The sequence below is a fragment of the Streptomyces sp. NPDC056169 genome (assembly GCF_042268445.1).
Lineage (GTDB): Bacteria > Actinomycetota > Actinomycetes > Streptomycetales > Streptomycetaceae > Streptomyces.
In genome coordinates this window covers 286,913-307,160 of the sequence record NZ_JBHJUO010000001.1, presented here as the reverse complement: position 1 = coordinate 307,160, position 20,248 = coordinate 286,913, and the positions used below count along the sequence as shown (strand labels likewise).

Here is a 20,248-nt window from a genome sequence, read left to right as displayed (position 1 = left end):
GCCTTCCGCCGTGACCAAGCCGCCCTTCACGCACCTCCACGTCCACACCCAGTACTCGCTGCTGGACGGTGCCGCGCGGCTCAAGGACATGTTCAACGCGTGCAACGAGATGGGCATGACCCATATCGCCATGTCCGACCACGGCAACCTCCACGGGGCGTACGACTTCTTCCACACGGCGAAGAAGGCCGGGGTGACCCCGATCATCGGCATCGAGGCGTACGTCGCCCCCGAGTCCCGGCGCAACAAGCGCAAGATCCAGTGGGGCCAGCCGCACCAGAAGCGGGACGACGTCTCCGGTTCCGGCGGTTACACCCACAAGACGATCTGGGCGGCCAACGCCACCGGGCTGCACAACCTCTTCAAGCTCTCCTCCGACGCGTACGCCGAGGGCTGGCTGCAGAAGTGGCCCCGGATGGACAAGGAGACCATCTCCAAGTGGTCGGAGGGGCTCATCGCCTCCACCGGCTGCCCCTCCGGCGAACTGCAGACCCGGCTCCGCCTCGGCCAGTTCGACGAGGCCCTGAAGGCCGCCTCCGAGTACCAGGACATCTTCGGCAAGGACCGGTACTTCCTGGAGCTGATGGACCACGGCATCGAGATCGAGCGCCGGGTCCGCGACGGACTCCTGGAGATCGGCAAGAAGCTCGGCATCCCGCCGCTCGTCACCAACGACTCGCACTACACGTACGCGCACGAGTCGACCGCGCACGACGCCCTGCTGTGCATCCAGACCGGCAAGAACCTCTCCGACCCGGACCGCTTCCGCTTCGACGGCACCGGCTACTACCTCAAGTCCACGGACGAGATGTACGCCATCGACTCGTCGGACGCCTGGCAGGAGGGCTGCCGCAACACCCTCCTGGTCGCGGAGCAGATCAACACCGACGGCATGTTCGTCGAGAAGAACCTCATGCCGAAGTTCGACATCCCGGAGGGGTACACCGACACGACCTGGTTCCGCGAGGAGACCATGCGGGGCATGCACCGCCGCTTCCCCGGGGGCATCCCCGAGGACCGCATGAAGCAGGTCGAGTACGAGATGGACACCATCATCTCGATGGGCTTCCCCGGCTACTTCCTCGTCGTCGCCGACTTCATCATGTGGGCGAAGAAGCAGGGCATCGCCGTGGGCCCCGGCCGAGGCTCCGCGGCCGGCTCGATCGTCGCGTACGCCATGGGCATCACCGACCTCGACCCGATCCCGCACGGACTGATCTTCGAGCGCTTCCTCAACCCCGAGCGCGTCTCGATGCCCGATGTCGACATCGACTTCGACGAGCGTCGGCGCGTCGAGGTGATCCGGTACGTGACGGAGAAGTACGGCTCCGACAAGGTCGCCATGATCGGCACGTACGGCAAGATCAAGGCGAAGAACGCCATCAAGGACTCCGCGCGCGTCCTCGGCTACCCCTACGCCATGGGCGACCGGCTCACCAAGGCCATGCCCGCCGACGTCCTCGGCAAGGGCATCGACCTCAACGGCATCACCGACCCCTCGCACCCGCGGTACAGCGAGGCCGGCGAGATCCGCGCGATGTACGAGAACGAGCCGGACGTCAAGAAGGTCATCGACACCGCCCGCGGCGTCGAGGGCCTGGTCCGCCAGATGGGCGTCCACGCGGCCGGCGTCATCATGTCCAGCGAGCCGATCGTCGACCACGCGCCGATCTGGGTGCGGCACACGGACGGCGTGACCATCACGCAGTGGGACTACCCCCAGTGCGAGTCGCTCGGCCTGATCAAGATGGACTTCCTGGGCCTCAGGAACCTCACGATCATGGACGACGCCGTCAAGATGGTGAAGGCCAACAAGGGCGTCGAGCTCGACCTGCTGGCCCTCCCGCTGGACGACCCCAAGACGTACGAACTGCTCTGCCGTGGTGACACGCTCGGCGTCTTCCAGTTCGACGGCGGCCCCATGCGCTCGCTGCTGCGGCTGATGAAGCCCGACAACTTCGAAGACATCTCCGCCGTCTCGGCCCTGTACCGGCCGGGCCCGATGGGCATGAACTCGCACACGAACTACGCCCTGCGCAAGAACAAGCAGCAGGAGATCACCCCGATCCACCCCGAGCTGGAGAAGCCGCTCGAAGAGGTGCTCGCGGTCACCTACGGCCTGATCGTGTACCAGGAGCAGGTGCAGAAGGCCGCCCAGATCATCGCCGGGTACTCGCTCGGCGAGGCCGACATCCTGCGCCGCGTGATGGGCAAGAAGAAGCCCGAGGAGCTGGCGAAGAACTTCGTCATCTTCCAGGAGGGCGCGAAGAAGAACGGCTACAGCGACCAGGCGATCCAGGCGCTCTGGGACGTCCTGGTCCCCTTCGCCGGCTACGCCTTCAACAAGGCGCACTCCGCCGCGTACGGCCTCGTCTCCTACTGGACCGCGTACCTCAAGGCGAACTACCCCGCCGAGTACATGGCCGGTCTGCTCACCTCGGTCAAGGACGACAAGGACAAGTCCGCCGTCTATCTGAACGAGTGCCGCCGCATGGGCATCAAGGTGCTCCCGCCGAACGTGAACGAGTCCGAGTCGAACTTCGCCGCCCAGGGCGACGACGTGATCCTCTTCGGCCTCTCCGCCGTGCGGAACGTCGGTACCAACGTCGTCGAGTCGATCATCAAGTCGCGCAAGGCCAAGGGGAAGTACGCCACCTTCCCCGACTTCCTCGACAAGGTCGAGGCCGTCGTCTGCAACAAGCGGACCATCGAGTCGCTGATCAAGGCCGGCGCCTTCGACGAGATGGGCCACACCCGCAAGGGCATGGTCGCCCACCACGAACCGATGATCGACAACGTGGTAGCGGTCAAGCGCAAGGAGGCCGAGGGACAGTTCGACCTCTTCGGCGGCATGGGCGAGGAGACGAGCGACGAGCCCGGCTTCGGCCTGGACGTCGAGTTCTCCGACATCGAGTGGGAGAAGTCGTACCTGCTCGCCCAGGAGCGCGAGATGCTCGGCCTCTACGTCTCCGACCACCCGCTCTTCGGCATCGAGCACGTCCTGTCCGACAAGACGGACGCGGCGATCTCGCAGCTCACCGGCGGCGAGCACAGCGACGGCGCGGTCGTCACCATCGGCGGCATCATCTCGGGCCTCCAGCGCAAGATGACCAAGCAGGGCAACGCCTGGGCGATCGCCACCGTCGAGGACCTCGCCGGCTCCATCGAGTGCATGTTCTTCCCGGCCACCTACCAGCTGGTCTCCACCCAGCTCGTCGAGGACACGGTCGTCTTCGTCAAGGGACGGCTCGACAAGCGCGAGGACATCCCCCGGCTCGTCGCCATGGAGCTGATGGTCCCCGACCTGTCGAACGCCGGGACCAACGCGCCGGTGATCCTCACCATTCCGACGGTCAAGGTGACCCCGCCGATGGTCACCAGGCTCGGCGAGATTCTCAAGCACCACAAGGGCAACACCGAGGTGCGGATCAAGCTCCAGGGCCCCCGGACCACGACCGTGCTCCGGCTCGACCGGCACCGGGTGACGGCCGACCCGGCGCTCTTCGGCGACCTGAAGGTCCTGCTCGGCCCGTCCTGCCTGGCCGGCTGAGGCCTGCCCTGTAGCTCCACGCACCGGAAGGGGCGCGCCCGTCGTCACGGGCGCGCCCCTTCCGGTGTCTACGGTCAGTTGTGACCGAAGCGCTTCTGCCGACCCTTGCGGGCCATGTCACCCGGGGTCACCTGGGTGGAGCGCTGCTCGGCCTGCGATTCCATCGAGGACTGCTGCGCCTGCTGGGCGCCGCGTTCCGCTGCCGACGCCTTCTGCTGCATGCGGTCCTGCTTGCGGTTCTTGGCCATGGGGATGATGCCTCCTCAAAGGGACCTAGGGGCCAGGGCCGCTGTCAGATTCACACACGGTCGAATCGGCCGCATTTTGGATCATTACGGAACGTAAGGGCCGGGCGGACGTGATATCCGCCACGCCGATGATCCAGTTCCGACCGTCAAGCTCCCGGCCGTCGGGCAGACTCGAAGAGAACGAAGAAGATACGGAGCACCTTCCGACCCCCGAGTCCGACCCCGAGGTTCCCGAAAGAGGGTGGAACACGTGGACCGCTGCGTCGTCCTGGTGGACGCCGGCTACCTGCTGGGCGCCGCCGCCAGTCTCCTCGCCGGGGAACCGGCCCGCTCCAGGATCGCCGTCGACCACGCCGCACTCATCCAGCAGCTGCGTGAGCGCGCCGAGGCCGAGACCGCGCTGCCGCTCCTCCGGATCTACTGGTTCGACGGCGCACCCGACCGGGTGCCCCAGCCCGAGCACCGCAGACTGCGCGTGATGCCCCGGGTCACCGTCCGGCTGGGCGCCCTGACCAGGAGCGACGGACGCTGGGCGCAGAAGGGCGTCGACGCGGCCATGCACACCGAGCTGACCGAGCTCGCCCGGAACAGGGCCTGCTCCGACATCGTGCTCGTCACCGGCGACGGCGATCTGCTGCCCGGTCTCATGTCCGCCAAGGAGCACGGCGTCGCCGTCCACCTGTGGGCCGTCCAGGCCGCCGACGGCGACTACAACCAGTCCGAGGACCTCGTGGCCGAGGCCGACGAGCGGCGGGTCCTCGACCGGACCTGGATCACCCGGGCCGTCCGCGCCAGGGACCTCACCGGCATGTGCGCGCCCCCGCCCGCCCCGCGCCCCGAGATCGCCGCGATCCTCTCGGCGCCGCTGCCCGAGGCCGCCCTCGCGGCCTCCGCCGAACGGGCCGCCGAGGCCGCCGCGGCCGCGGCGCGGAACGGGGGAGCGGACCCGGCGGAGGCGCCCGCCGCCTCCAACGGGCACGCCCACGGCGTCCCGGCCCCCGCCGGGGGCAAGGGCGTCCCCACCCCCAAGGACCTGGCGGGGCTGCGCGCCCCCAGCGGATCGGGCGGGCCGCTCGCCCCGGTGCCGCAGGGCGCGAGCGCGCTCCGCTGGTCCTCCGACCGGGGCTGGATCGACCGCCCGGCCACCTCCCTCGGCGAACCGGCGGAGACCGCCTCGCTGCCCACCCTCGCCCTGCTCACCAGCGCCGAGCAGCGCTGGGCGGACCGCGAGGAGGACATCACGACCGTCGGCGGCGACCCGTTCGAGGTCGGACAGGTGTTCGCCCGCCGCTGGATGGAGCGGCTCCCCGAACAGACCCACGTCCAGAAGCTCTCCACCCTCTACCCGCGCATCCCGCACCGCATCGACGGCGAACTCCTCCGCTACGCGGCACGGTTCGGTCTGCTCGCCCACAAGGACGACCAGATCGACGAGCACGACCGCTACGCCATCCGGGCCGGCTTCTGGCGCGAGATCGACGTGCGGGCCGCCGCCGATCACGCCCCCGCGCCCGGAGCCGGCCCGGCGACCCCGTAGGCTCTTCCCCCGTGAGTACGGTGTGCGTGGTGCGGGATCTGGTCAAGACGTACCCCGCCACGCGCGGCAGGCGCGGTGCGCCGGCGACTCCCGAGGTGCGCGCCACCGACGGGATCAGCCTCGACGTGCGCGGCGGCGAGATCTTCGGCCTGCTCGGACCCAACGGAGCGGGCAAGTCCACCCTCGTGCGCCAGCTCACCGGGCTCATGCGCCCCGACTCCGGCACCGTCGAGCTCCTCGGCCACGACCTCGTACGCCACCCCGAGCGCGCGTCCCGGCTCCTCGCCTACCTCGGCCAGGAGTCCACCGCCCTCGACGAGCTGACCGTCGCCCTCGCCGCCGAGACCACCGGGCGGCTGCGCGGGCTCGGGCTCCACGACGCGCGCGCCGAGCGCGACGCCGTCCTGGAGGAGCTCGGCCTCACCGCGCTCGCCGGCCGGCCCCTCAAGAAGCTCTCCGGCGGTCAGCGGCGGCTCGCCTGCCTCGCCGCCGCGCTCGTCGGCGGGCGGCCCGTCCTCGTCCTCGACGAACCCACCACCGGCATGGACCCCGTCGCCCGCCGGGCCGTCTGGGCCGCCGTCGACCGGCGGCGCGCCGAGCACGGCACCACCGTGCTGCTCGTCACCCACAACGTCATCGAGGCCGAGACCGTCCTCGACCGCGTCGCCGTCCTCGACCGCGGCCGGGTCATCGCCTGCGACACCCCGGCCGGACTCAAGGAGCGCGTCGCGGGCGAGGTCCGCGTCGAGCTGGTGTGGCGCGAGGCGCCCCCGCTCCAGCTGCCCGAGATCGCCGCGCTGCGCGGACTCGCCCAGGAGACCGGACGCCGCTGGATCCTCCGGCTCGCCCCCGACGCCGCCCGCTCGGCCGTCGCCACCGTCACCGGCGGGGCCGCCTTCGCCGCGCTCGACGACTTCACGCTGGCCACGCCCAGCCTGGAGGACGTGTACCTCGCGCTGGGCGGCGCGACCGAGGGGCTGGTGAAGGCGTGAGCCCCTTGCCTCCTTCGCCGGGACCTCGCGGCCTCCTCGTATCCTGTGGCCCCCGAGCCCCCTTCGTGGCCCGTGCTCCCCGCGGTCCTCTCGTATCCCGTGGTCCCCGCGTTCCGTACGTGACCGTCAGGAGCTGTACGCAGTGAGCACCGTGCCCGCCGAGGTCCTGCCGACCGGCGCGCTCCCCGTCGGGTCGCACGACGCCGAGGACGGCGCGGCGCCCCTCGCCCCCCCCGCCCGGCTGCTGCCCTCCCTGGCCGCCGTCTACCGCGCGCAGCTCTCGCGCGCCCGCGTGGCCCGCATCCCGCTGCTCTTCGTGGCCACCTTCCAGTCCATCGGGATCATGGTCCTGATGCGCGGGGTCGTCGACGGCGGATCCGAGGCCCGGGCCGTCGTGGCCGGCTCCACCGTCCTCGTCGTCGCCTTCGTCGCGCTCAACCTGCTCGCCCAGTACTTCGGGCAGCTGCGGGCGAGCGGCGGCCTCGACCACTACGCCACCCTGCCCGTGCCGCCGGCGGCCGTCGTGCTCGGCGCGGCCGGCGCGTACGCCTCCTTCACCGTGCCCGGGACCGTCGTCACCGCCGTCGCCGGTTCCGTGCTCTTCGGCCTGCCCCTCGGCCAGCTGTGGATCCTCATCGCCGTCGTCCCGCTCGCCGGGGCGGCCCTCGCCGGGCTCGGCGCCGCCCTCGGCCTCCTCGCACCCCGGCAGGAGCTGGCCACGCTCCTCGGCCAGCTCGGCATGTCGGCGGCGCTGCTCCTCGGTGTGCTCCCGGCCGAGCGGCTGCCGGAGCCGATCGGCTGGGCGCGGGACCTGCTGCCCTCCACGTACGGCGTGGAGGCCCTGGCCCGCACCTTCGACCCGCACCCGGACTGGGCGGCCGTCGGCCTCGACCTCGCCGTCTGCGGGGCGGTCGGCGTGGTGTCCCTGGCGGTCGCCACCTGGGCGTACCGGCGGGCGGCCGTCCGCTGAGGCGGGTCACAGACACACCTGGCACGATGGCGGGGTGACCGCACCCCTGACTCCGCCTCACCAGCCTCCGCACGATCCCGACTGGCCGCCGTCGCCTCCGTCGCCGTACGGCCCCGCCGGGGACCCGATCACGGCGGCCGAGGTCGTGCGGGGAGGCGTCGTGGCCCTCGTCTCGACGGTCGCGGGTGCGCTGCTCGGACTGCTGTGGCTGTGGCTGGCGCCGCGCGTCCAGCTGATCTCGGACGGCAAGGGCGTCTTCCTCCGCGACTCCGAGGGCGAGTCGGCGATCGGCGCGGACGGGACGTTCGTCCTCCTCGCCCTGGCGTTCGGGGCGGTCGCCGCGCTCGTCGTCTTCCTGCTGCGCCGCGAGGGCGGCGTGCCGCTGGTCCTCGGCCTGGCGCTCGGCGGCGTCCTCGGATCGCTGCTCGCCTGGGGCGTGGGGACGTACTTCGGCCCTGCGCGGGACGTGGTCGCCCACGCGAAGGCGGTCGGCCCCAACGTCGTCTTCGAGGCACCGCTCGAACTGAACATGGCGGCCGCGGCGATGCTGGCCTGGCCGCTCGCCGCGATGATCGTCCACCTGGCGCTCACGGCCCTCTTCGGTCCCCGCGACCCGGAACCGGAGTACTGGGGACCGCAGCAGGCACCGCCCGGGCAGAAGTCGCTCTGAGCACCGGGCGCGCGACCGCGGCCGTCGTGCCCGTCCCGGGCGTCAGCCGCGGCCGATCGGCGCCACTACCGCCGAGGTGAGGGCGGCCAGGTCCGCGGGGGAGAGCTCGACCTCCAGGCCGCGGCGGCCCGCCGAGATGCAGATCGTCGCGTGGTCCGAGGCCGAGGCGTCGAGGACCGTGCGCAGCCGCTTGCGCTGGCCCAGGGGCGAGATGCCGCCCCTGACGTACCCCGTCGTGCGCTCCGCGGCGGCCGGGTCCGCCATCGCCGCCCGCTTCCCGCCGACCGCCGACGCCAGGGCCTTCAGGTCCAGCTGCCCCGCGACCGGGACCACCGCGACCGTCAGCTCGCCGTCGACGTCCGCCACCAGCGTCTTGAAGACCCGGTCGGGGGAGACGCCGAGCGCCTCCGCCGCCTCCTCGCCGTACGAGGGCGAGGCCGGGTCGTGCTCGTACGCGCGCAGGGTGAACGGGGTCCCGGCCGCGGTCAGCGCGACCGTCGCCGGGGTGCCCCCGCTGTTCTTCTTCTGCTTCTTCGCCACGTGCTCTTCCTGGGGTCGTGACCGGGGTTCGGCTCAGTTCGGGTACGTCGGACCCTGCGTCAGGTCGACCGCCGGCAGCGAGGGCAGGTGCCGCAGCACCGCCGTCTCCGCGCGCAGCAGCGCCAGCTCCTCGCGCAGCCGGGTCGCCGTGTCCGGCGCCTGGAGCAGCCGCTGCTTCGCCGGGGTGTCGAGCACCGCCGCCGCGGCGACGAGGTACGACACCACCGACGGGTCGTCCGGCAGTTCGCTCGTCGTCAGCGACCGCTCCCGCGCCCCCGCGAGCCGCTTCTGGTAGTTCCGGAAGGCCCGCAGCACCCCCTCGGAGAGGGTGCCCGCGTCCTCGCCCCGTTCCTCCGGGATCTCCTCGACCTCGGCGACCAGGAACGGCCCGCTCGCGTCGACGGAGAGCAGCTTCACCCGGGTCGTCCCGGTGGCCATGATCTCGAAGCTGCCGTTGGCGCGCTCCCGGATGCTCGCCGCGTCGGCGATACAGCCGACCCGGTGGAAGGCCTGGATCGGGTCGGCGCCGAAGCCGGCCGCGGGGCCCTTCTCCGGCAGCGCCGTCGGGTCCGGCATCCCGGGAGCGGTGGGCGCGACCTCGCGCCCGTCGCGGATGGCGACGACGGCGAAGCGGCGCGGCTCCGTGTCGTCGATCGTGAGCAGCTCACGCATCATGGCGCGATAGCGCTCCTCGAAGACGTTCAGCGGCAGCACGAGGCCAGGGAACAGCACCGCGTTGAGCGGGAAGAGAGGCAGGCGAGCGGTGGTCACAGCGGCCAAGCCTAATGGCCGCCGGGACCGCCCCGTCCGGCCCGTCCGTCTCCGGGCCTCCAGAGGGGCGTCCGGCCGGCCGACTCGGCCCGTACGACGTCCCGCACGGCCAGGAACCTGCGCAGCGGATCCTCCTGGACGGCACCCCGTGGAGCGCCCCACGGGAAGGAGGTCGCATGGGGGCCGATCCGGCGGAACTCGTCCAGCGCCTCCTCCCACCGCGCCCGCTCCACCAGCACGTACGCGAGCAGATTGCGGACCTCGGCGGGCCACGGGTCGCCGGGTGGGAAGGCGGCCGACAGCGCGAGGGCCCGGTCGGCAGCCCGGTCGAGCCGCGTCGCGGCCGCCGAACGGTCCGGCCTGGGCAGCGCCCGGAGCCGGTCGTAGACCGCGCGGACCGGGAGCGCGCGCACGAGCGAATCCGGGGCGGCGTCGTCGGCGGCCTGCTCGGCGAAGTCGAACGCGGCCCGGTGCGAGCCGTACCACTGCGCGGAGAGGTACTTGAGCGCCGCGACGTGGCTGCCGTAGTGGTGCGGGGAGCGGCGCACGGCCTGCTCCCACAGCGTCTCGAAGACGGTGTGCCCGGCGTGCGCCCCGCGCGCGTGGTCCAGGGCCAGCCGCCACGGCACCGGATCGTGCGGCGCCTCCTCCGTGACCGTCCGGATCAGCGGGTCGAGCTCGCGCAGCCGCTCGGCCCGGGCGGGGGACTCCCAGGCCCGGCGGACGGCGAGCTGCGCCGAGACGAGCAGGGCGTCGGGGTCGCGGGGAGCGGCGGAGAGCCAGTGCTCCAGCCAGTCGCCCCTGTGGTACGCGAAGGTGGCGAGCCGGGTGACGTACCGGTCGCGGTCCTCCCACTCGGCGGCGTCCCGGGTCGTGGCGAGCAGCTTCGCGGCGGGTTCCGGGTCGGCCAGGGCGGCGGCGACCAGGGCGGGGGCGAGCCGCTCGTCCGGGGCGTCGAGCAGCACGTCGTCGTCCGGCACGAGCCCGGCGGCGAGCCGCGGGGTGTGCCGGGCCGAACGGACGGCGCCGATCACGGCGCGGAGGAAGGACATGGTGCGACGTATTTTCCCACCGGGTCGTGCTGTTTCGCTCCCATCTGCCCAGCCCTTTCACCCCCACCTCACCCCGCCCCCTCACAACGCCGCTTCCGCCGCCCGCGGTCGAGGGAGGCGGCGCGAGTCCAGGGCGAATGCGCGAGGCAGAGGGCGGCTGCGCGAGGTGGAGAGAGGCTGCCCGAGGTCGAGGGCGGCTGTGCGAGGTCGAGAGCGGCTGTGCGAGGTGGAGGGCGGCTGTGTGAGGTCGAGAGCGGCTGTGTGAGGCAGAAGGCGGCTGCCGCGAGGTCGAGGGCCGCCTCGCCCCGTCAGCCGCGGCGCAGGAGACGCGTCGCGCCCGCCGCCACCGTCGTCGCCAGGATCCAGCCGAGCAGTATCAGCGCCGCCGCCACCCACTGCCAGATGCCCTCCAGACGCCAGTAGCCGTCCTGCCCGAGGTTGATCACCGGCAGCAGCAGGTCCAGCGCGTACAGCGTCCCGTTCCACTCCGGAGCCTCGTCCCCCTTCAGCGCTATCGGGCGGTAGTGCGAGAAGGCCACCGTGCCCGCCGCCCACAGCACCGCCATCCACAGCGCCGCGCGCCCCGGCCGGTAGCCGTACGCCACCGTCCAGTCCTGCACGAACCCCCACAGCTTCCCCGCCAGCGGCAGCGTCTCCCGCCTGCGCCGCTGCTTGGCGAGCAGCACCTCGCGCGCGTCCGCGTCCTCCCCGCTGTTGCGCAGGACCGTCGCCAGGCGCTCGTACGGCTCGGGGGCGTACTCCGGAGTCGCCGCCGCCACCCACTCCAGGCGCCGCGCCAGCGGGAAGTGCCCGTACGGCACGAGGTTCTCGTAGACGAACCCGCCCATCGCCAGGCCGCCGGGCCCCGGCCAGCTGGTCGACAGGTCGATCAGCGTGACGATCCTGGCGCCGTTGAGCACCACCCGCCCCTCCTCCGGGCGCTCGCCGTTGAACCGCAGCTCCGGGGTGGCGATCCGGCGCAGCGACACCTCCTCCCGGCGCGAGCCGTTCAGCAGGAACCGGGCGCTGTGCAGGTCCACCGCGTCGCCGAAGCGGCCGTCGTCGAGCCGGACGCCGCCGTGGCACTCCACGGGTTTGCGCCGGGCGCCCTGGGCGGGCGTCACGCCGTACGGCGGGGTGGCCGTCGAGTTGGCCGTGCTTCCCGACGTCCCCGTCTCCTCGTACACCCACGCCGCGTTCAGATAGAGCGAGCGCTCCACCGTCAGCTGCGGGGCGTTGAGCGCGCGGCGCTGCTGCGCCCCGCGCAGCACGCTGCCCCGCAGGCTGAGCGAGACGCCGACCTTCGCCCCGCGCAGGCTCAGCTCGCCGTGCGTCTCGATCAGTTCGGCCTGGAGGTCCTGGGCCACCACCATCCCGTCCGCCGTGATCGCCCGCCCGCGCCGGTCCGGCCACACCTGGATCTGGTTGATCAGCAGGTCCGTGCCGATCTGCGCGTCCGTGAGCCGGATGCCGCGCCCCACCCGGCAGCGCGGCAGATGCAGGTCGCCCGTCGTGTGCAGCCGGGCCGCCTCCAGGCGCGGGATCGCGCAGGCGACCATCCGCAAGGTGCCGAACTGGGCCTCGGGGAGCACGACCTCGCCGTCGAAGCGGCAGCCGTGCAGCTCCACGTACGGCCCTATCGTCCCGCCGGCCAGATTCAGCACTCCGGTGATCCGCACCCCGCGCAGCTTCAGCGCGGCCACCCGGCCCGACCGGGCCTGCGGCCCGTCGAGCAGCAGCAGGGCCACCACGTCCGCGCGGACGCTCCGCTCCGGGCCCCACTCCCGTGCGCCGAACGGGTCGTCCCGCTCGGCGATCCCCTCCGTCAGATCGCAGGTCCTGCCGACCCGGAACGCCCGCCAGACGGCCCGCTCCGGGCCCGTCAGCCCGTCGGGCATCCCGTCCTCGTGCGGCTCGGTCACGCCGCCCCCTCGCTTTCCCCGTGAAACGTGAATCTGTGAATCTGTGAATCCGCGAAGCTGCGAACCCGGGAATCCGCGAATCGACGCGTCGGCGACCGACGTTTCGGTGCATCCGCCCAGGCCGTTCGTGCCGTTCGTGGATTCGCACAGCCGTTCTTCCCGCTGTGTGACGGGCTGAACGCTAACGGTCAGGTGTGGCGACAAGACGCCACTGTGGCGCGTATCAGCACGTGTATCAGCCAGTGATACAGGCGACCGGAGCGATGGAGCCGTCTGCGAGAATTGACCCGTGATCTCTCGAATCGATCTGCGCGGCGAGGCCCTCCCCGAGGGTGCCGCCCTGCGCGACCTGCTGCCCCGTGCCGAGTTCGACGTGGAAGCCGCCCTGGAGACGGTGCGGCCGATCTGCGAGGACGTCCGGCATCATGGCGCGGCGGCAGTGATCGACTATGGCGAGAAATTCGACGGCGTGCGCCTCACGCGCCTCCGCGTGCCCGCCGAGGAGATCAGCCGCGCCCTCGACGAGCTCGACCCGGCCGTCCGGGCCGCGCTGGAGGAGTCCATCCGGCGGACCCGCATCGTCCACCGCGAGCAGCGCCGCACCACCCACACCAGCCAGGTCGTCCCCGGCGGCACGGTCACCGAGAAGTGGATCCCGGTCGGGCGAGTCGGCCTGTACGTGCCGGGCGGCCGCTCCGTCTACCCGTCCTCCGTCGTGATGAACGTCGTCCCGGCGCAGGAGGCCGGTGTCGAGGGCGTGGCCATCGCCTCGCCCCCGCAGAAGGAGTTCGGCGGACTGCCGCACCCGACGATCCTCGCCGCCTGCGCCCTGCTCGGCGTCGACGAGGTGTACGCCGCCGGCGGCGCCCAGGCGGTCGCCATGTTCGCGTACGGCACCGAGACGACCGCCGACGAGCCGGGCTGCGAACCCGTCAACCTGGTGACCGGCCCCGGCAACATCTACGTGGCCGCCGCCAAGCGCCTCCTCAAGGGCCGCATCGGCATCGACGCCGAGGCCGGACCGACGGAGATCGCGATCCTCGCGGACTCCACCGCCGACCCCGTGCACGTCGCCGCCGACCTCATCAGCCAGGCCGAGCACGACCCGATGGCCGCCTCCGTCCTCGTCACCGACTCGGAGGAGCTGGCCGCCGCCACCGAGGCCGAGCTGAAGACCCAGGTCGCCGCCTCCAAGCACGTCGACGACCGGATCGTCCCGGCCCTCGCCGGCCGCCAGTCCGCGATCGTCCTCGTCCGCGACCTGGCCGACGGCCTCAAGGTCGTCGACGCGTACGGCGCCGAGCACCTGGAGATCCAGACCCGCGACGCGGCCGCCGTCGCCGACCGCGTCCGCAACGCCGGCGCGATCTTCGTCGGCCCCTGGGCCCCCGTCTCGCTCGGCGACTACTGCGCCGGCTCCAACCACGTCCTGCCCACCGGCGGCTGCGCCTGCCACTCCTCGGGCCTCTCCGTGCAGTCGTTCCTGCGCGGCGTGCACATCGTGGACTACACGCGCGACGCGCTCGCCGAGGTCGCCCACCACGTGGTGACCCTCGCCGAGGCCGAGGACCTCCCGGCCCACGGCGCCGCGATCAAGGCCCGATTCGGCTGGAAGGTGCCCCGATGAGCCGCGGAACCGACACCGACGGCTTCGGCATCGACGACCTGCCCGTCCGGGACGAGCTGCGCGGCCAGAGCCCGTACGGCGCGCCCCAGCTCGACGTCCCCGTCCAGCTGAACACCAACGAGAATCCCTACCCGCTGCCCGAGGCGCTCGTCGCCCGGATCGCGGAGCGGGTCGCCGAGGCCGCCCGCGGCCTCAACCGCTACCCCGACCGGGACGCGGTCGAACTGCGCACCGAGCTCGCCCGCTACCTCTCCCGCACCGGGAAGCACCCGGTCGCCGTGGAGAACGTGTGGGCGGCCAACGGCTCCAACGAGGTCCTCCAGCAGCTGCTGCAGACCTTCGGCGGCCCGGGCCGTACCGCGATCGGCTTCGAGCCCTCGTACTCGATGCACGCCCTGATCTCCCGCGGCACCGGCACCGGCTGGATCTCCGGGCCGCGCAACGACGACTTTACGATCGACGTGGCGGCGGCCGAGCGGGCCATCGCCGAGAACACGCCGGACGTCGTCTTCATCACCTCGCCCAACAACCCCACCGGCACCGCGGTCGAGGCCGCGACCGTCCTCGCGCTGTACGAGGCGGCCCAGGCGGCCAAGCCCTCCCTGGTGGTCGTCGACGAGGCGTACGTGGAGTTCAGCCACCGCGCCTCGCTGCTGCCCCTCATCGAGGGCCGGCCGAACCTGGTGGTCTCCCGGACCATGTCCAAGGCCTTCGGCGCCGCCGGACTGCGCCTCGGCTACCTCGCCGCGCACCCGGCCGTCGTCGACGCCGTCCAGCTGGTCCGCCTGCCGTACCACCTCTCCGCCGTCACCCAGGCCACCGCGCTCGCCGCCCTGGAGCACACCGACACCCTCCTCGGGTACGTCGAGCAGCTCAAGGTCGAGCGCGACCGGCTCGTCACCGAACTGCGTGCCCTCGGCTTCGAGGTCACCGAGTCCGACGCCAACTTCGTGCAGTTCGGGACGTTCCCCGACACGCACGCGGCCTGGCAGCGGATCCTCGACCGGGGCGTCCTGGTCCGGGACAACGGCGTACCGGGCTGGCTGCGGGTCACCGCGGGCACCCCCGAAGAGAACGACGCGTTCCTCGACGCGGTCCGTGAACTGATGAAGGAGCAGAAGCGATGAGCCGCGTAGGCCGCGTTGAGCGCACCACCAAGGAGACCTCCGTCGTCGTCGAGATCGACCTCGACGGCACCGGAAAGGTCGACGTGTCGACCGGGGTCGGCTTCTACGACCACATGCTCGACCAGCTCGGTCGGCACGGTCTGTTCGACCTCACCGTCAAGACCGACGGCGACCTGCACATCGACTCGCACCACACCATCGAGGACACCGCCCTCGCCCTCGGTGCCGCGTTCAAGCAGGCCCTCGGCGACAAGGTCGGCATCTACCGCTTCGGCAACTGCACCGTCCCGCTGGACGAGTCGCTCGCCCAGGTGACCGTCGACCTCTCCGGCCGTCCGTACCTCGTGCACACCGAGCCCGAGAACATGGCGCCGATGATCGGCTCGTACGACACGACGATGACCCGGCACATCTTCGAGTCCTTCGTCGCGCAGGCCCAGATTGCGCTGCACATCCACGTCCCGTACGGGCGCAACGCCCACCACATCGTGGAGTGCCAGTTCAAGGCCTTCGCCCGCGCCCTGCGCTACGCCTCGGAGCGCGACCCGCGCGCCGCCGGAATCCTCCCCTCCACGAAGGGCGCGCTCTAACCGTGAACGGCCTCTCCACCATCCTCATCGTCGTCGGGCTCTTCCTGCTCGGCGGCATCTACTCCTTCGTGAAGCAGCAGATGCCGAAGGGCCTCATCGTGCTCGTCGCCATCGGCGCCGCGATGTGCATCTCCGCCGGCGTGCTCCGCCTGGACGTGTGGTCATGACCGTGACCGGCAGCCCCAAGAAGGTCGTCGTCTTCGACTACGGCTTCGGCAACGTCCGCTCCGCCGAGCGCGCGCTCGCCAGGGTCGGCGCCGACGTCGAGATCACCCGCGACTACGACAGGGCCATGAACGCCGACGGACTCCTCGTCCCCGGCGTCGGCGCCTTCTCCGCCTGCATGGACGGCCTCAAGGAGGCCCGCGGCGACTGGATCGTCGGCCGCAGGCTCGCCGGCGGCCGCCCCGTCATGGGCATCTGCGTCGGCATGCAGATCCTCTTCGCCAACGGGATCGAGCACGGCGTGGAGACCGAGGGCCTCGACGAGTGGCCCGGTACGGTCGAGCCGTTGAACGCCCCCGTCGTCCCCCACATGGGCTGGAACACGGTGGACGCCCCCGAGGGCAGCACGCAGTTCGCGGGCCTCGACGCCGACGCCCGGTTCTACTTCGTGCACTCCTACGCGGTGCGCGAGTGGAGCCTGGAGGTCGGCAACCCCAACATGCGCGCCCCCAAGGTCACCTGGGCCACCCACGGCGAGCCGTTCGTCGCGGCCGTCGAGAACGGCGCCCTGTGGGCGACCCAGTTCCACCCCGAGAAGTCCGGCGACGCCGGAGCCCAGCTCCTCACCAACTGGATCGGAACCCTGTGACAGTGTCTTCCAGCCGCCTGCTCGAACTCCTCCCCGCCGTCGACGTCCGCGACGGTCAGGCGGTCCGTCTCGTACACGGCGAGTCCGGCAGCGAGACCTCCTACGGCTCCCCCCTCGAGGCGGCCCTCGCCTGGCAGAGCTCGGGCGCCGAGTGGCTGCACCTGGTCGACCTCGACGCCGCCTTCGGCACCGGTGACAACCGGACGCTGATCGCCGAGGTCGCGCAGGCCATGGACATCAAGGTGGAGCTCTCCGGCGGCATCCGCGACGACGCCTCGCTCGCCGCGGCGCTCGCCACCGGCTGCACCCGCGTCAACCTCGGCACCGCCGCCCTGGAGACCCCCGAGTGGGTCGCCAAGGTCATCGCCGAGTTCGGCGACAAGATCGCCGTCGGCCTCGACGTGCGCGGCACGACCCTGCGCGGCCGCGGCTGGACCCGCGACGGCGGCGACCTGTACGAGACGATGGCCCGCCTCGACGCCGAGGGCTGCGCCCGCTACGTCGTCACCGACATCGCCAAGGACGGCACCCTCCAGGGCCCCAACCTGGAGCTCCTGAGGAACGTCTGCGCGGCCACCGACAAGCCCGTCGTCGCCTCCGGCGGCGTCTCCTCCCTGGACGACCTGCGGGCCCTGTCCGGCCTCGTCCCGCTGGGCGTCGAGGGCGCGATCGTCGGCAAGGCGCTCTACGCCAAGGCGTTCACCCTGGAAGAGGCGCTCGCGGCGGTGAAGTCGTGACCTCCGAGGTCCGCAAGGTGGTGACCGGCGCTCCCTGGGAGGAGCAGTTCGGCTACTCCCGCGCGGTGGAGCTGCCGAACGGCCTGGTCCTCGTCGCCGGCTGTACGTCGGTGGTCGGCGGCCAGATCGCCGGGGGAGGCCCCTACGAGCAGACGGTCAACTCCTTCAACGTGGCCCTGGACGCGCTGAAGCAGCTGGGCCTGGGCGCCGAGCACGTCGTGCGGACGCGGATGTACATCACGCACGCGCGGGACGTGGACGAGGTCGGCCGCGCCCACAAGCAGCTGTTCGACGCCGTCCGCCCTGCCGCGTCGATGATCATCGTCTCCGGCTTCGTCGACCCGAGTCTGGTCGTCGAGGTGGAGGTCGAGGCGTACCGGACGGAGGCCTCCGCATGAGCCTCGCCGTACGCGTGATCCCCTGCCTGGACGTGGACAACGGCCGGGTCGTCAAGGGCGTCAACTTCCAGAACCTCCGCGACGCGGGCGACCCCGTCGAGATGGCCAAGCTGTACGACGCCGAGGGCGCCGACGAGCTGACCTTCCTCGACATCACCGCCTCCTCCGGGAACCGGGAGACCACCTACGACGTGGTGCGCCGCACCGCCGAGCAGGTCTTCATCCCGCTCACCGTGGGCGGCGGGGTCCGGGCGGCCGAGGACGTCGACAAGCTGCTGCGGGCCGGGGCCGACAAGGTGGGCGTCAACACCGCCGCCATCGAGCGCCCCGAGCTGATCCAGGAGATCGCGGAGCGCTTCGGCCGTCAGGTGCTCGTCCTCTCCGTGGACGCGCGCCGGACCGAGTCCGGCTCCTTCGAGGTCACCACGCACGGCGGGCGCCGGGGCACCGGCATCGACGCCGTCGAGTGGGCCCACCGGGCCGCCGAGCTCGGCGCGGGCGAGATCCTGCTCAACTCGATGGACGCGGACGGCACCAAGGACGGCTACGACACCGAGATGATCGCGGCCGTGCGCAAGCACGTCACGGTCCCGGTGATCGCCTCCGGCGGCGCCGGCAAGCTCTCCGACTTCGCGCCGGCCGTCGAGGCGGGCGCGGACGCGGTGCTCGCCGCCTCCGTCTTCCACTTCGGCGATCTGCGGATCTCGCAGGTCAAGGACGCGCTGCGGGAGGCGGGCCACCCGGTCCGCTGAGCCGTCGTCAAGAAGGGCCCCTGCGGGGGCCCTTCTTCTTCCCGAGACGTGCAGGATTATTTGTGCAATTTCTGTTGTGCAACTTTTCCTGTGCATCTAGGGTCGGTGTCATGACCTCGCAGGAGAACCGTCGGATCACCGATCTCGGCACGCTCAAGGCCATCTCGCACCCGCTGCGGATGCGCCTCTACCGCGCCCTCTTCGTGGCCCGCACCGCCACCGCCTCCCAGCTCGCCGACCAGGTCGACGAGGCCGTCTCACTCGTCAGCTACCACCTGCGCAAGCTCGCCGACCACGGCCTCATCGAAGAGGCCGAGACCCAGTCGGCGGACGGCCGCGAGCGCTGGTGGCAGCCGAGCTCGTACGGGGTCAGCATCCGCGACGAGGACGTCCGCGGCACCCCCGAGCTGGCCGCCGCGAGCGACGCCCTCGGCCGCGCCATCAACGAACAGCGCACCGAACTCCACCGGCGCTTCCTCGACGAGCGGCTCACCTGGTCCGACGCGTGGCGCTCCGCCTCCGTCAGCGCCGAGTGGCTGCCCCGGCTCACCGCCGCCGAACTCACCGCCCTCGGCGCGGAGCTCGACGCCGTCCTGGAGAAGTACGACCAGAAGGCCCGCGCCGCCGAAGCCGCCGGTGAGACCGAGGGCCGCGAGAACGTCGCCGTCCACCTCCACGCGTTCCCCTACCGCTCATGACGGCCACCCAGCTCGCCGCCCCCGTCGAGCGCCCCGCCTACCGCGACCCCAACATCCTGCGCTGGCTCGGCGCGTACACCGCCTCCGCCACCGGCGACATGGTCTACCACCTGGCCCTCTCCTGGGCCGCCGTCCAGAGCGGCACGCCCGCGCAGGCGGGGATCGTCCTCGCCCTCAGCGCCGTGATGCGCGCCCTCCTGATGCTCGGAGGGGGAGTGGTCGCCGACCGCTTCGGGCCCTGGCGGGTCGTCATATCCTCCGACGCCGTCCGCTGCGCCGTCGTCCTCGGCGTCGCCGCGACACTGGCGCTCGCCACCCCCGGCCTCTGGGTCCTCGCCGCCGTCGCGCTCGTCTTCGGAGCCGTGGACGCCCTGTTCATGCCCGCCGTCGGCGCCCTGCCGCCACGGATCGCCGCCTCGGGACAGCTCGGCCGGGTCCAGGGGATGCGGGGCCTCGCCTACCGCGTCTCGGTCCTCGTCGGCGCCCCGCTCGGCGGCCTCGCCGTCGCCCTCGGCGGATCGGCCGCCGCCTTCGGCACCGCCGGGCTGCTCTTCGCCCTCTCGCTGCCCCTGCTCCTGACGCTCCGCCTCAGGCCGCTGCCGACCGACGAGGGGGCACGGGAGAAGACCACCGCCCTGCGCGACCTCGCCGACGGGCTGCGCTACATCCGCCGCCACCGCGTCCTCGGCCCGCTGATGATCGTCGTCGCCCTCAGCGACCTCGGCTTCGTCGGCCCCCTCAACGTCGGCCTCGCGCTCCTCTCCGACCAGCGCGGGTGGGGCGCCGCCGGCATCGGCTGGGTTCTCGCCGGTTTCGGTACGGGAGCGGGGGCCGCGTCCCTGCTCCTGACCGTCCGGGGCCGCGTCCCGCGCGCCGGACTCGTCCTCTCCTGGACCATCGCCCTCGGCGCCGTGTCGATCGCCGCCCTCGCGTACGTGCCGGGGCTGCCCGCGGCCGTCGCCGTGTCCGTCTCGGTCGGCCTGCTCGCCGGCCTCAGCGGCGCCCTGTGCGGAGCACTCACCCAGACCGAGTGCGACCCCGCCTACCTGGGCCGGGTCACCTCGGTGTCCACCTTCTTCAGCCTCGGCATCGCCCCGCTGAGCTTCCCGCTCACCGGCGCGGCCGTCGGCCTGTGGGGCCCCGCGCCGGTCTTCACCGCCAGCGCCGCGGTCTGCGCCCTCGGCGGGCTCTACGGCCTCTCGGTGAGGTCCCTGCGCCGCGCGGAGCTGCCGAAGTAGCCCGGACCTGGACCC

The 20,248-nt window shown here is 72.2% G+C and carries 20 protein-coding genes; 15 read left to right on the top strand and 5 right to left on the bottom strand.

Annotation, left to right across the window (positions count from 1 at the left end; all coding sequences use genetic code 11):
- Positions 1 to 10 precede the first annotated feature (10 nt).
- The gene (dnaE, locus tag ACFC0G_RS01415; protein WP_376395332.1) at positions 11 to 3,550 is read left to right on the top strand and encodes a DNA polymerase III subunit alpha; all 3,540 of its coding nucleotides are present in this window, start codon (positions 11 to 13) and stop codon (positions 3,548 to 3,550) included.
- A gap of 74 nt (positions 3,551 to 3,624) precedes the next feature.
- On the opposite strand, the gene ACFC0G_RS01410 is transcribed toward dnaE, so the two are convergent.
- Positions 3,625 to 3,798 carry a hypothetical protein gene (locus ACFC0G_RS01410; protein ID WP_376395329.1) on the bottom strand — a complete coding sequence of 58 codons (174 nt, stop codon included), beginning with the start codon at positions 3,796 to 3,798 and terminating at the stop codon, positions 3,625 to 3,627.
- Positions 3,799 to 4,039: 241 nt separating this feature from the next.
- Here ACFC0G_RS01410 and ACFC0G_RS01405 point away from each other — a divergent pair, with 241 nt between their 5' ends.
- The 4 genes from ACFC0G_RS01405 (at position 4,040) to ACFC0G_RS01390 (ending at position 7,967) form a co-directional block, all read left to right on the top strand.
- The gene (locus ACFC0G_RS01405) at positions 4,040 to 5,335 is read left to right on the top strand and encodes an NYN domain-containing protein (protein WP_376395326.1); all 1,296 of its coding nucleotides are present in this window, start codon (positions 4,040 to 4,042) and stop codon (positions 5,333 to 5,335) included.
- Between the two features lie 20 nt (positions 5,336 to 5,355).
- Positions 5,356 to 6,327, top strand: coding sequence for an ABC transporter ATP-binding protein (locus ACFC0G_RS01400; RefSeq protein ID WP_376396142.1), 972 nt, complete (start codon positions 5,356 to 5,358; stop codon positions 6,325 to 6,327).
- A gap of 142 nt (positions 6,328 to 6,469) precedes the next feature.
- Positions 6,470 to 7,297 (top strand): ABC transporter permease, encoded by an 828-nt coding sequence (locus ACFC0G_RS01395; RefSeq protein ID WP_376395323.1) that lies wholly within the window; start codon positions 6,470 to 6,472, stop codon positions 7,295 to 7,297.
- 34 nt (positions 7,298 to 7,331) lie between these two features.
- The gene (locus ACFC0G_RS01390) at positions 7,332 to 7,967 is read left to right on the top strand and encodes a DUF2567 domain-containing protein (protein WP_376395320.1); all 636 of its coding nucleotides are present in this window, start codon (positions 7,332 to 7,334) and stop codon (positions 7,965 to 7,967) included.
- 42 nt (positions 7,968 to 8,009) lie between these two features.
- Here the strand turns inward: ACFC0G_RS01390 and ybaK are convergent, their stop codons facing one another.
- From ybaK to ACFC0G_RS01370, 4 genes are all read right to left on the bottom strand, one after another.
- Positions 8,010 to 8,507: a Cys-tRNA(Pro) deacylase gene (gene ybaK / locus ACFC0G_RS01385; protein WP_376395317.1), complete on the bottom strand. Its 498-nt coding sequence runs from the start codon at positions 8,505 to 8,507 to the stop codon at positions 8,010 to 8,012.
- A 33-nt stretch (positions 8,508 to 8,540) separates the two neighbouring features.
- Complete coding sequence (locus ACFC0G_RS01380; protein WP_376395314.1) at positions 8,541 to 9,278, bottom strand: LON peptidase substrate-binding domain-containing protein; 738 nt, start codon at positions 9,276 to 9,278, stop codon at positions 8,541 to 8,543.
- Between the two features lie 11 nt (positions 9,279 to 9,289).
- Positions 9,290 to 10,330: a hypothetical protein gene (locus ACFC0G_RS01375; RefSeq protein WP_376395311.1), complete on the bottom strand. Its 1,041-nt coding sequence runs from the start codon at positions 10,328 to 10,330 to the stop codon at positions 9,290 to 9,292.
- A 308-nt stretch (positions 10,331 to 10,638) separates the two neighbouring features.
- Positions 10,639 to 12,252: an oxidoreductase gene (locus ACFC0G_RS01370; protein ID WP_376395308.1), complete on the bottom strand. Its 1,614-nt coding sequence runs from the start codon at positions 12,250 to 12,252 to the stop codon at positions 10,639 to 10,641.
- Positions 12,253 to 12,541: 289 nt separating this feature from the next.
- Between ACFC0G_RS01370 and hisD the strand changes: the two genes are divergently transcribed.
- From hisD to ACFC0G_RS01320, 10 genes are all read left to right on the top strand, one after another.
- Positions 12,542 to 13,879 carry a histidinol dehydrogenase gene (gene hisD / locus ACFC0G_RS01365; protein ID WP_376395305.1) on the top strand — a complete coding sequence of 446 codons (1,338 nt, stop codon included), beginning with the start codon at positions 12,542 to 12,544 and terminating at the stop codon, positions 13,877 to 13,879.
- Positions 13,876 to 15,006 carry a histidinol-phosphate transaminase gene (locus ACFC0G_RS01360; RefSeq protein WP_376395303.1) on the top strand — a complete coding sequence of 377 codons (1,131 nt, stop codon included), beginning with the start codon at positions 13,876 to 13,878 and terminating at the stop codon, positions 15,004 to 15,006. The genes hisD and ACFC0G_RS01360 overlap by 4 nt, the downstream gene beginning before the upstream one ends.
- On the top strand, positions 15,003 to 15,596 hold the full coding sequence (hisB, locus tag ACFC0G_RS01355; RefSeq protein ID WP_015032911.1) for an imidazoleglycerol-phosphate dehydratase HisB: 594 nt from the start codon (positions 15,003 to 15,005) through the stop codon (positions 15,594 to 15,596). The genes ACFC0G_RS01360 and hisB overlap by 4 nt, the downstream gene beginning before the upstream one ends.
- Positions 15,597 to 15,598: 2 nt before the next feature.
- Positions 15,599 to 15,763, top strand: coding sequence for a hypothetical protein (locus ACFC0G_RS01350; protein ID WP_376395300.1), 165 nt, complete (start codon positions 15,599 to 15,601; stop codon positions 15,761 to 15,763).
- The gene (gene hisH, locus ACFC0G_RS01345; protein WP_376395297.1) at positions 15,760 to 16,410 is read left to right on the top strand and encodes an imidazole glycerol phosphate synthase subunit HisH; all 651 of its coding nucleotides are present in this window, start codon (positions 15,760 to 15,762) and stop codon (positions 16,408 to 16,410) included. The genes ACFC0G_RS01350 and hisH overlap by 4 nt, the downstream gene beginning before the upstream one ends.
- A gap of 2 nt (positions 16,411 to 16,412) precedes the next feature.
- Positions 16,413 to 17,147 (top strand): bifunctional 1-(5-phosphoribosyl)-5-((5-phosphoribosylamino)methylideneamino)imidazole-4-carboxamide isomerase/phosphoribosylanthranilate isomerase PriA, encoded by a 735-nt coding sequence (gene priA / locus ACFC0G_RS01340; protein ID WP_376395294.1) that lies wholly within the window; start codon positions 16,413 to 16,415, stop codon positions 17,145 to 17,147.
- Positions 17,144 to 17,545, top strand: a complete 402-nt coding sequence (locus ACFC0G_RS01335; RefSeq protein WP_376395291.1) for a RidA family protein — start codon at positions 17,144 to 17,146, stop codon at positions 17,543 to 17,545. Before priA ends, ACFC0G_RS01335 begins: the two co-directional genes overlap by 4 nt.
- The gene (gene hisF, locus ACFC0G_RS01330; RefSeq protein ID WP_376395288.1) at positions 17,542 to 18,297 is read left to right on the top strand and encodes an imidazole glycerol phosphate synthase subunit HisF; all 756 of its coding nucleotides are present in this window, start codon (positions 17,542 to 17,544) and stop codon (positions 18,295 to 18,297) included. The genes ACFC0G_RS01335 and hisF overlap by 4 nt, the downstream gene beginning before the upstream one ends.
- Positions 18,298 to 18,407: 110 nt before the next feature.
- Entirely contained in the window at positions 18,408 to 18,995 is a 588-nt protein-coding gene (locus ACFC0G_RS01325) for a helix-turn-helix domain-containing protein (protein WP_376395286.1), read from the top strand.
- A complete protein-coding gene (locus tag ACFC0G_RS01320) occupies positions 18,992 to 20,233 on the top strand; it encodes an MFS transporter (protein ID WP_376395284.1) in 1,242 nt (413 codons plus the stop codon). Before ACFC0G_RS01325 ends, ACFC0G_RS01320 begins: the two co-directional genes overlap by 4 nt.
- The last annotated feature ends 15 nt before the right edge of the window (positions 20,234 to 20,248 follow it).

What these genes read in the sequence shown, in the direction of transcription:
- hisF (WP_376395288.1), top strand. Translation starts at nt 17,542, where the DNA reads ATGAGCCTCGCCGTACGCGTGATCCCCTGCCTGGACGTGGACAACGGC.
- ACFC0G_RS01360 (WP_376395303.1), top strand. Translation starts at nt 13,876, where the DNA reads ATGAGCCGCGGAACCGACACCGACGGCTTCGGCATCGACGACCTGCCC.
- hisB (WP_015032911.1), top strand. Translation starts at nt 15,003, where the DNA reads ATGAGCCGCGTAGGCCGCGTTGAGCGCACCACCAAGGAGACCTCCGTC.
- ACFC0G_RS01325 (WP_376395286.1), top strand. Translation starts at nt 18,408, where the DNA reads ATGACCTCGCAGGAGAACCGTCGGATCACCGATCTCGGCACGCTCAAG.
- ACFC0G_RS01375 (WP_376395311.1), bottom strand. Translation starts at nt 10,330, where the DNA reads ATGTCCTTCCTCCGCGCCGTGATCGGCGCCGTCCGTTCGGCCCGGCAC.
- ACFC0G_RS01410 (WP_376395329.1), bottom strand. Translation starts at nt 3,798, where the DNA reads ATGGCCAAGAACCGCAAGCAGGACCGCATGCAGCAGAAGGCGTCGGCA.
- hisH (WP_376395297.1), top strand. Translation starts at nt 15,760, where the DNA reads ATGACCGTGACCGGCAGCCCCAAGAAGGTCGTCGTCTTCGACTACGGC.
- ACFC0G_RS01320 (WP_376395284.1), top strand. Translation starts at nt 18,992, where the DNA reads ATGACGGCCACCCAGCTCGCCGCCCCCGTCGAGCGCCCCGCCTACCGC.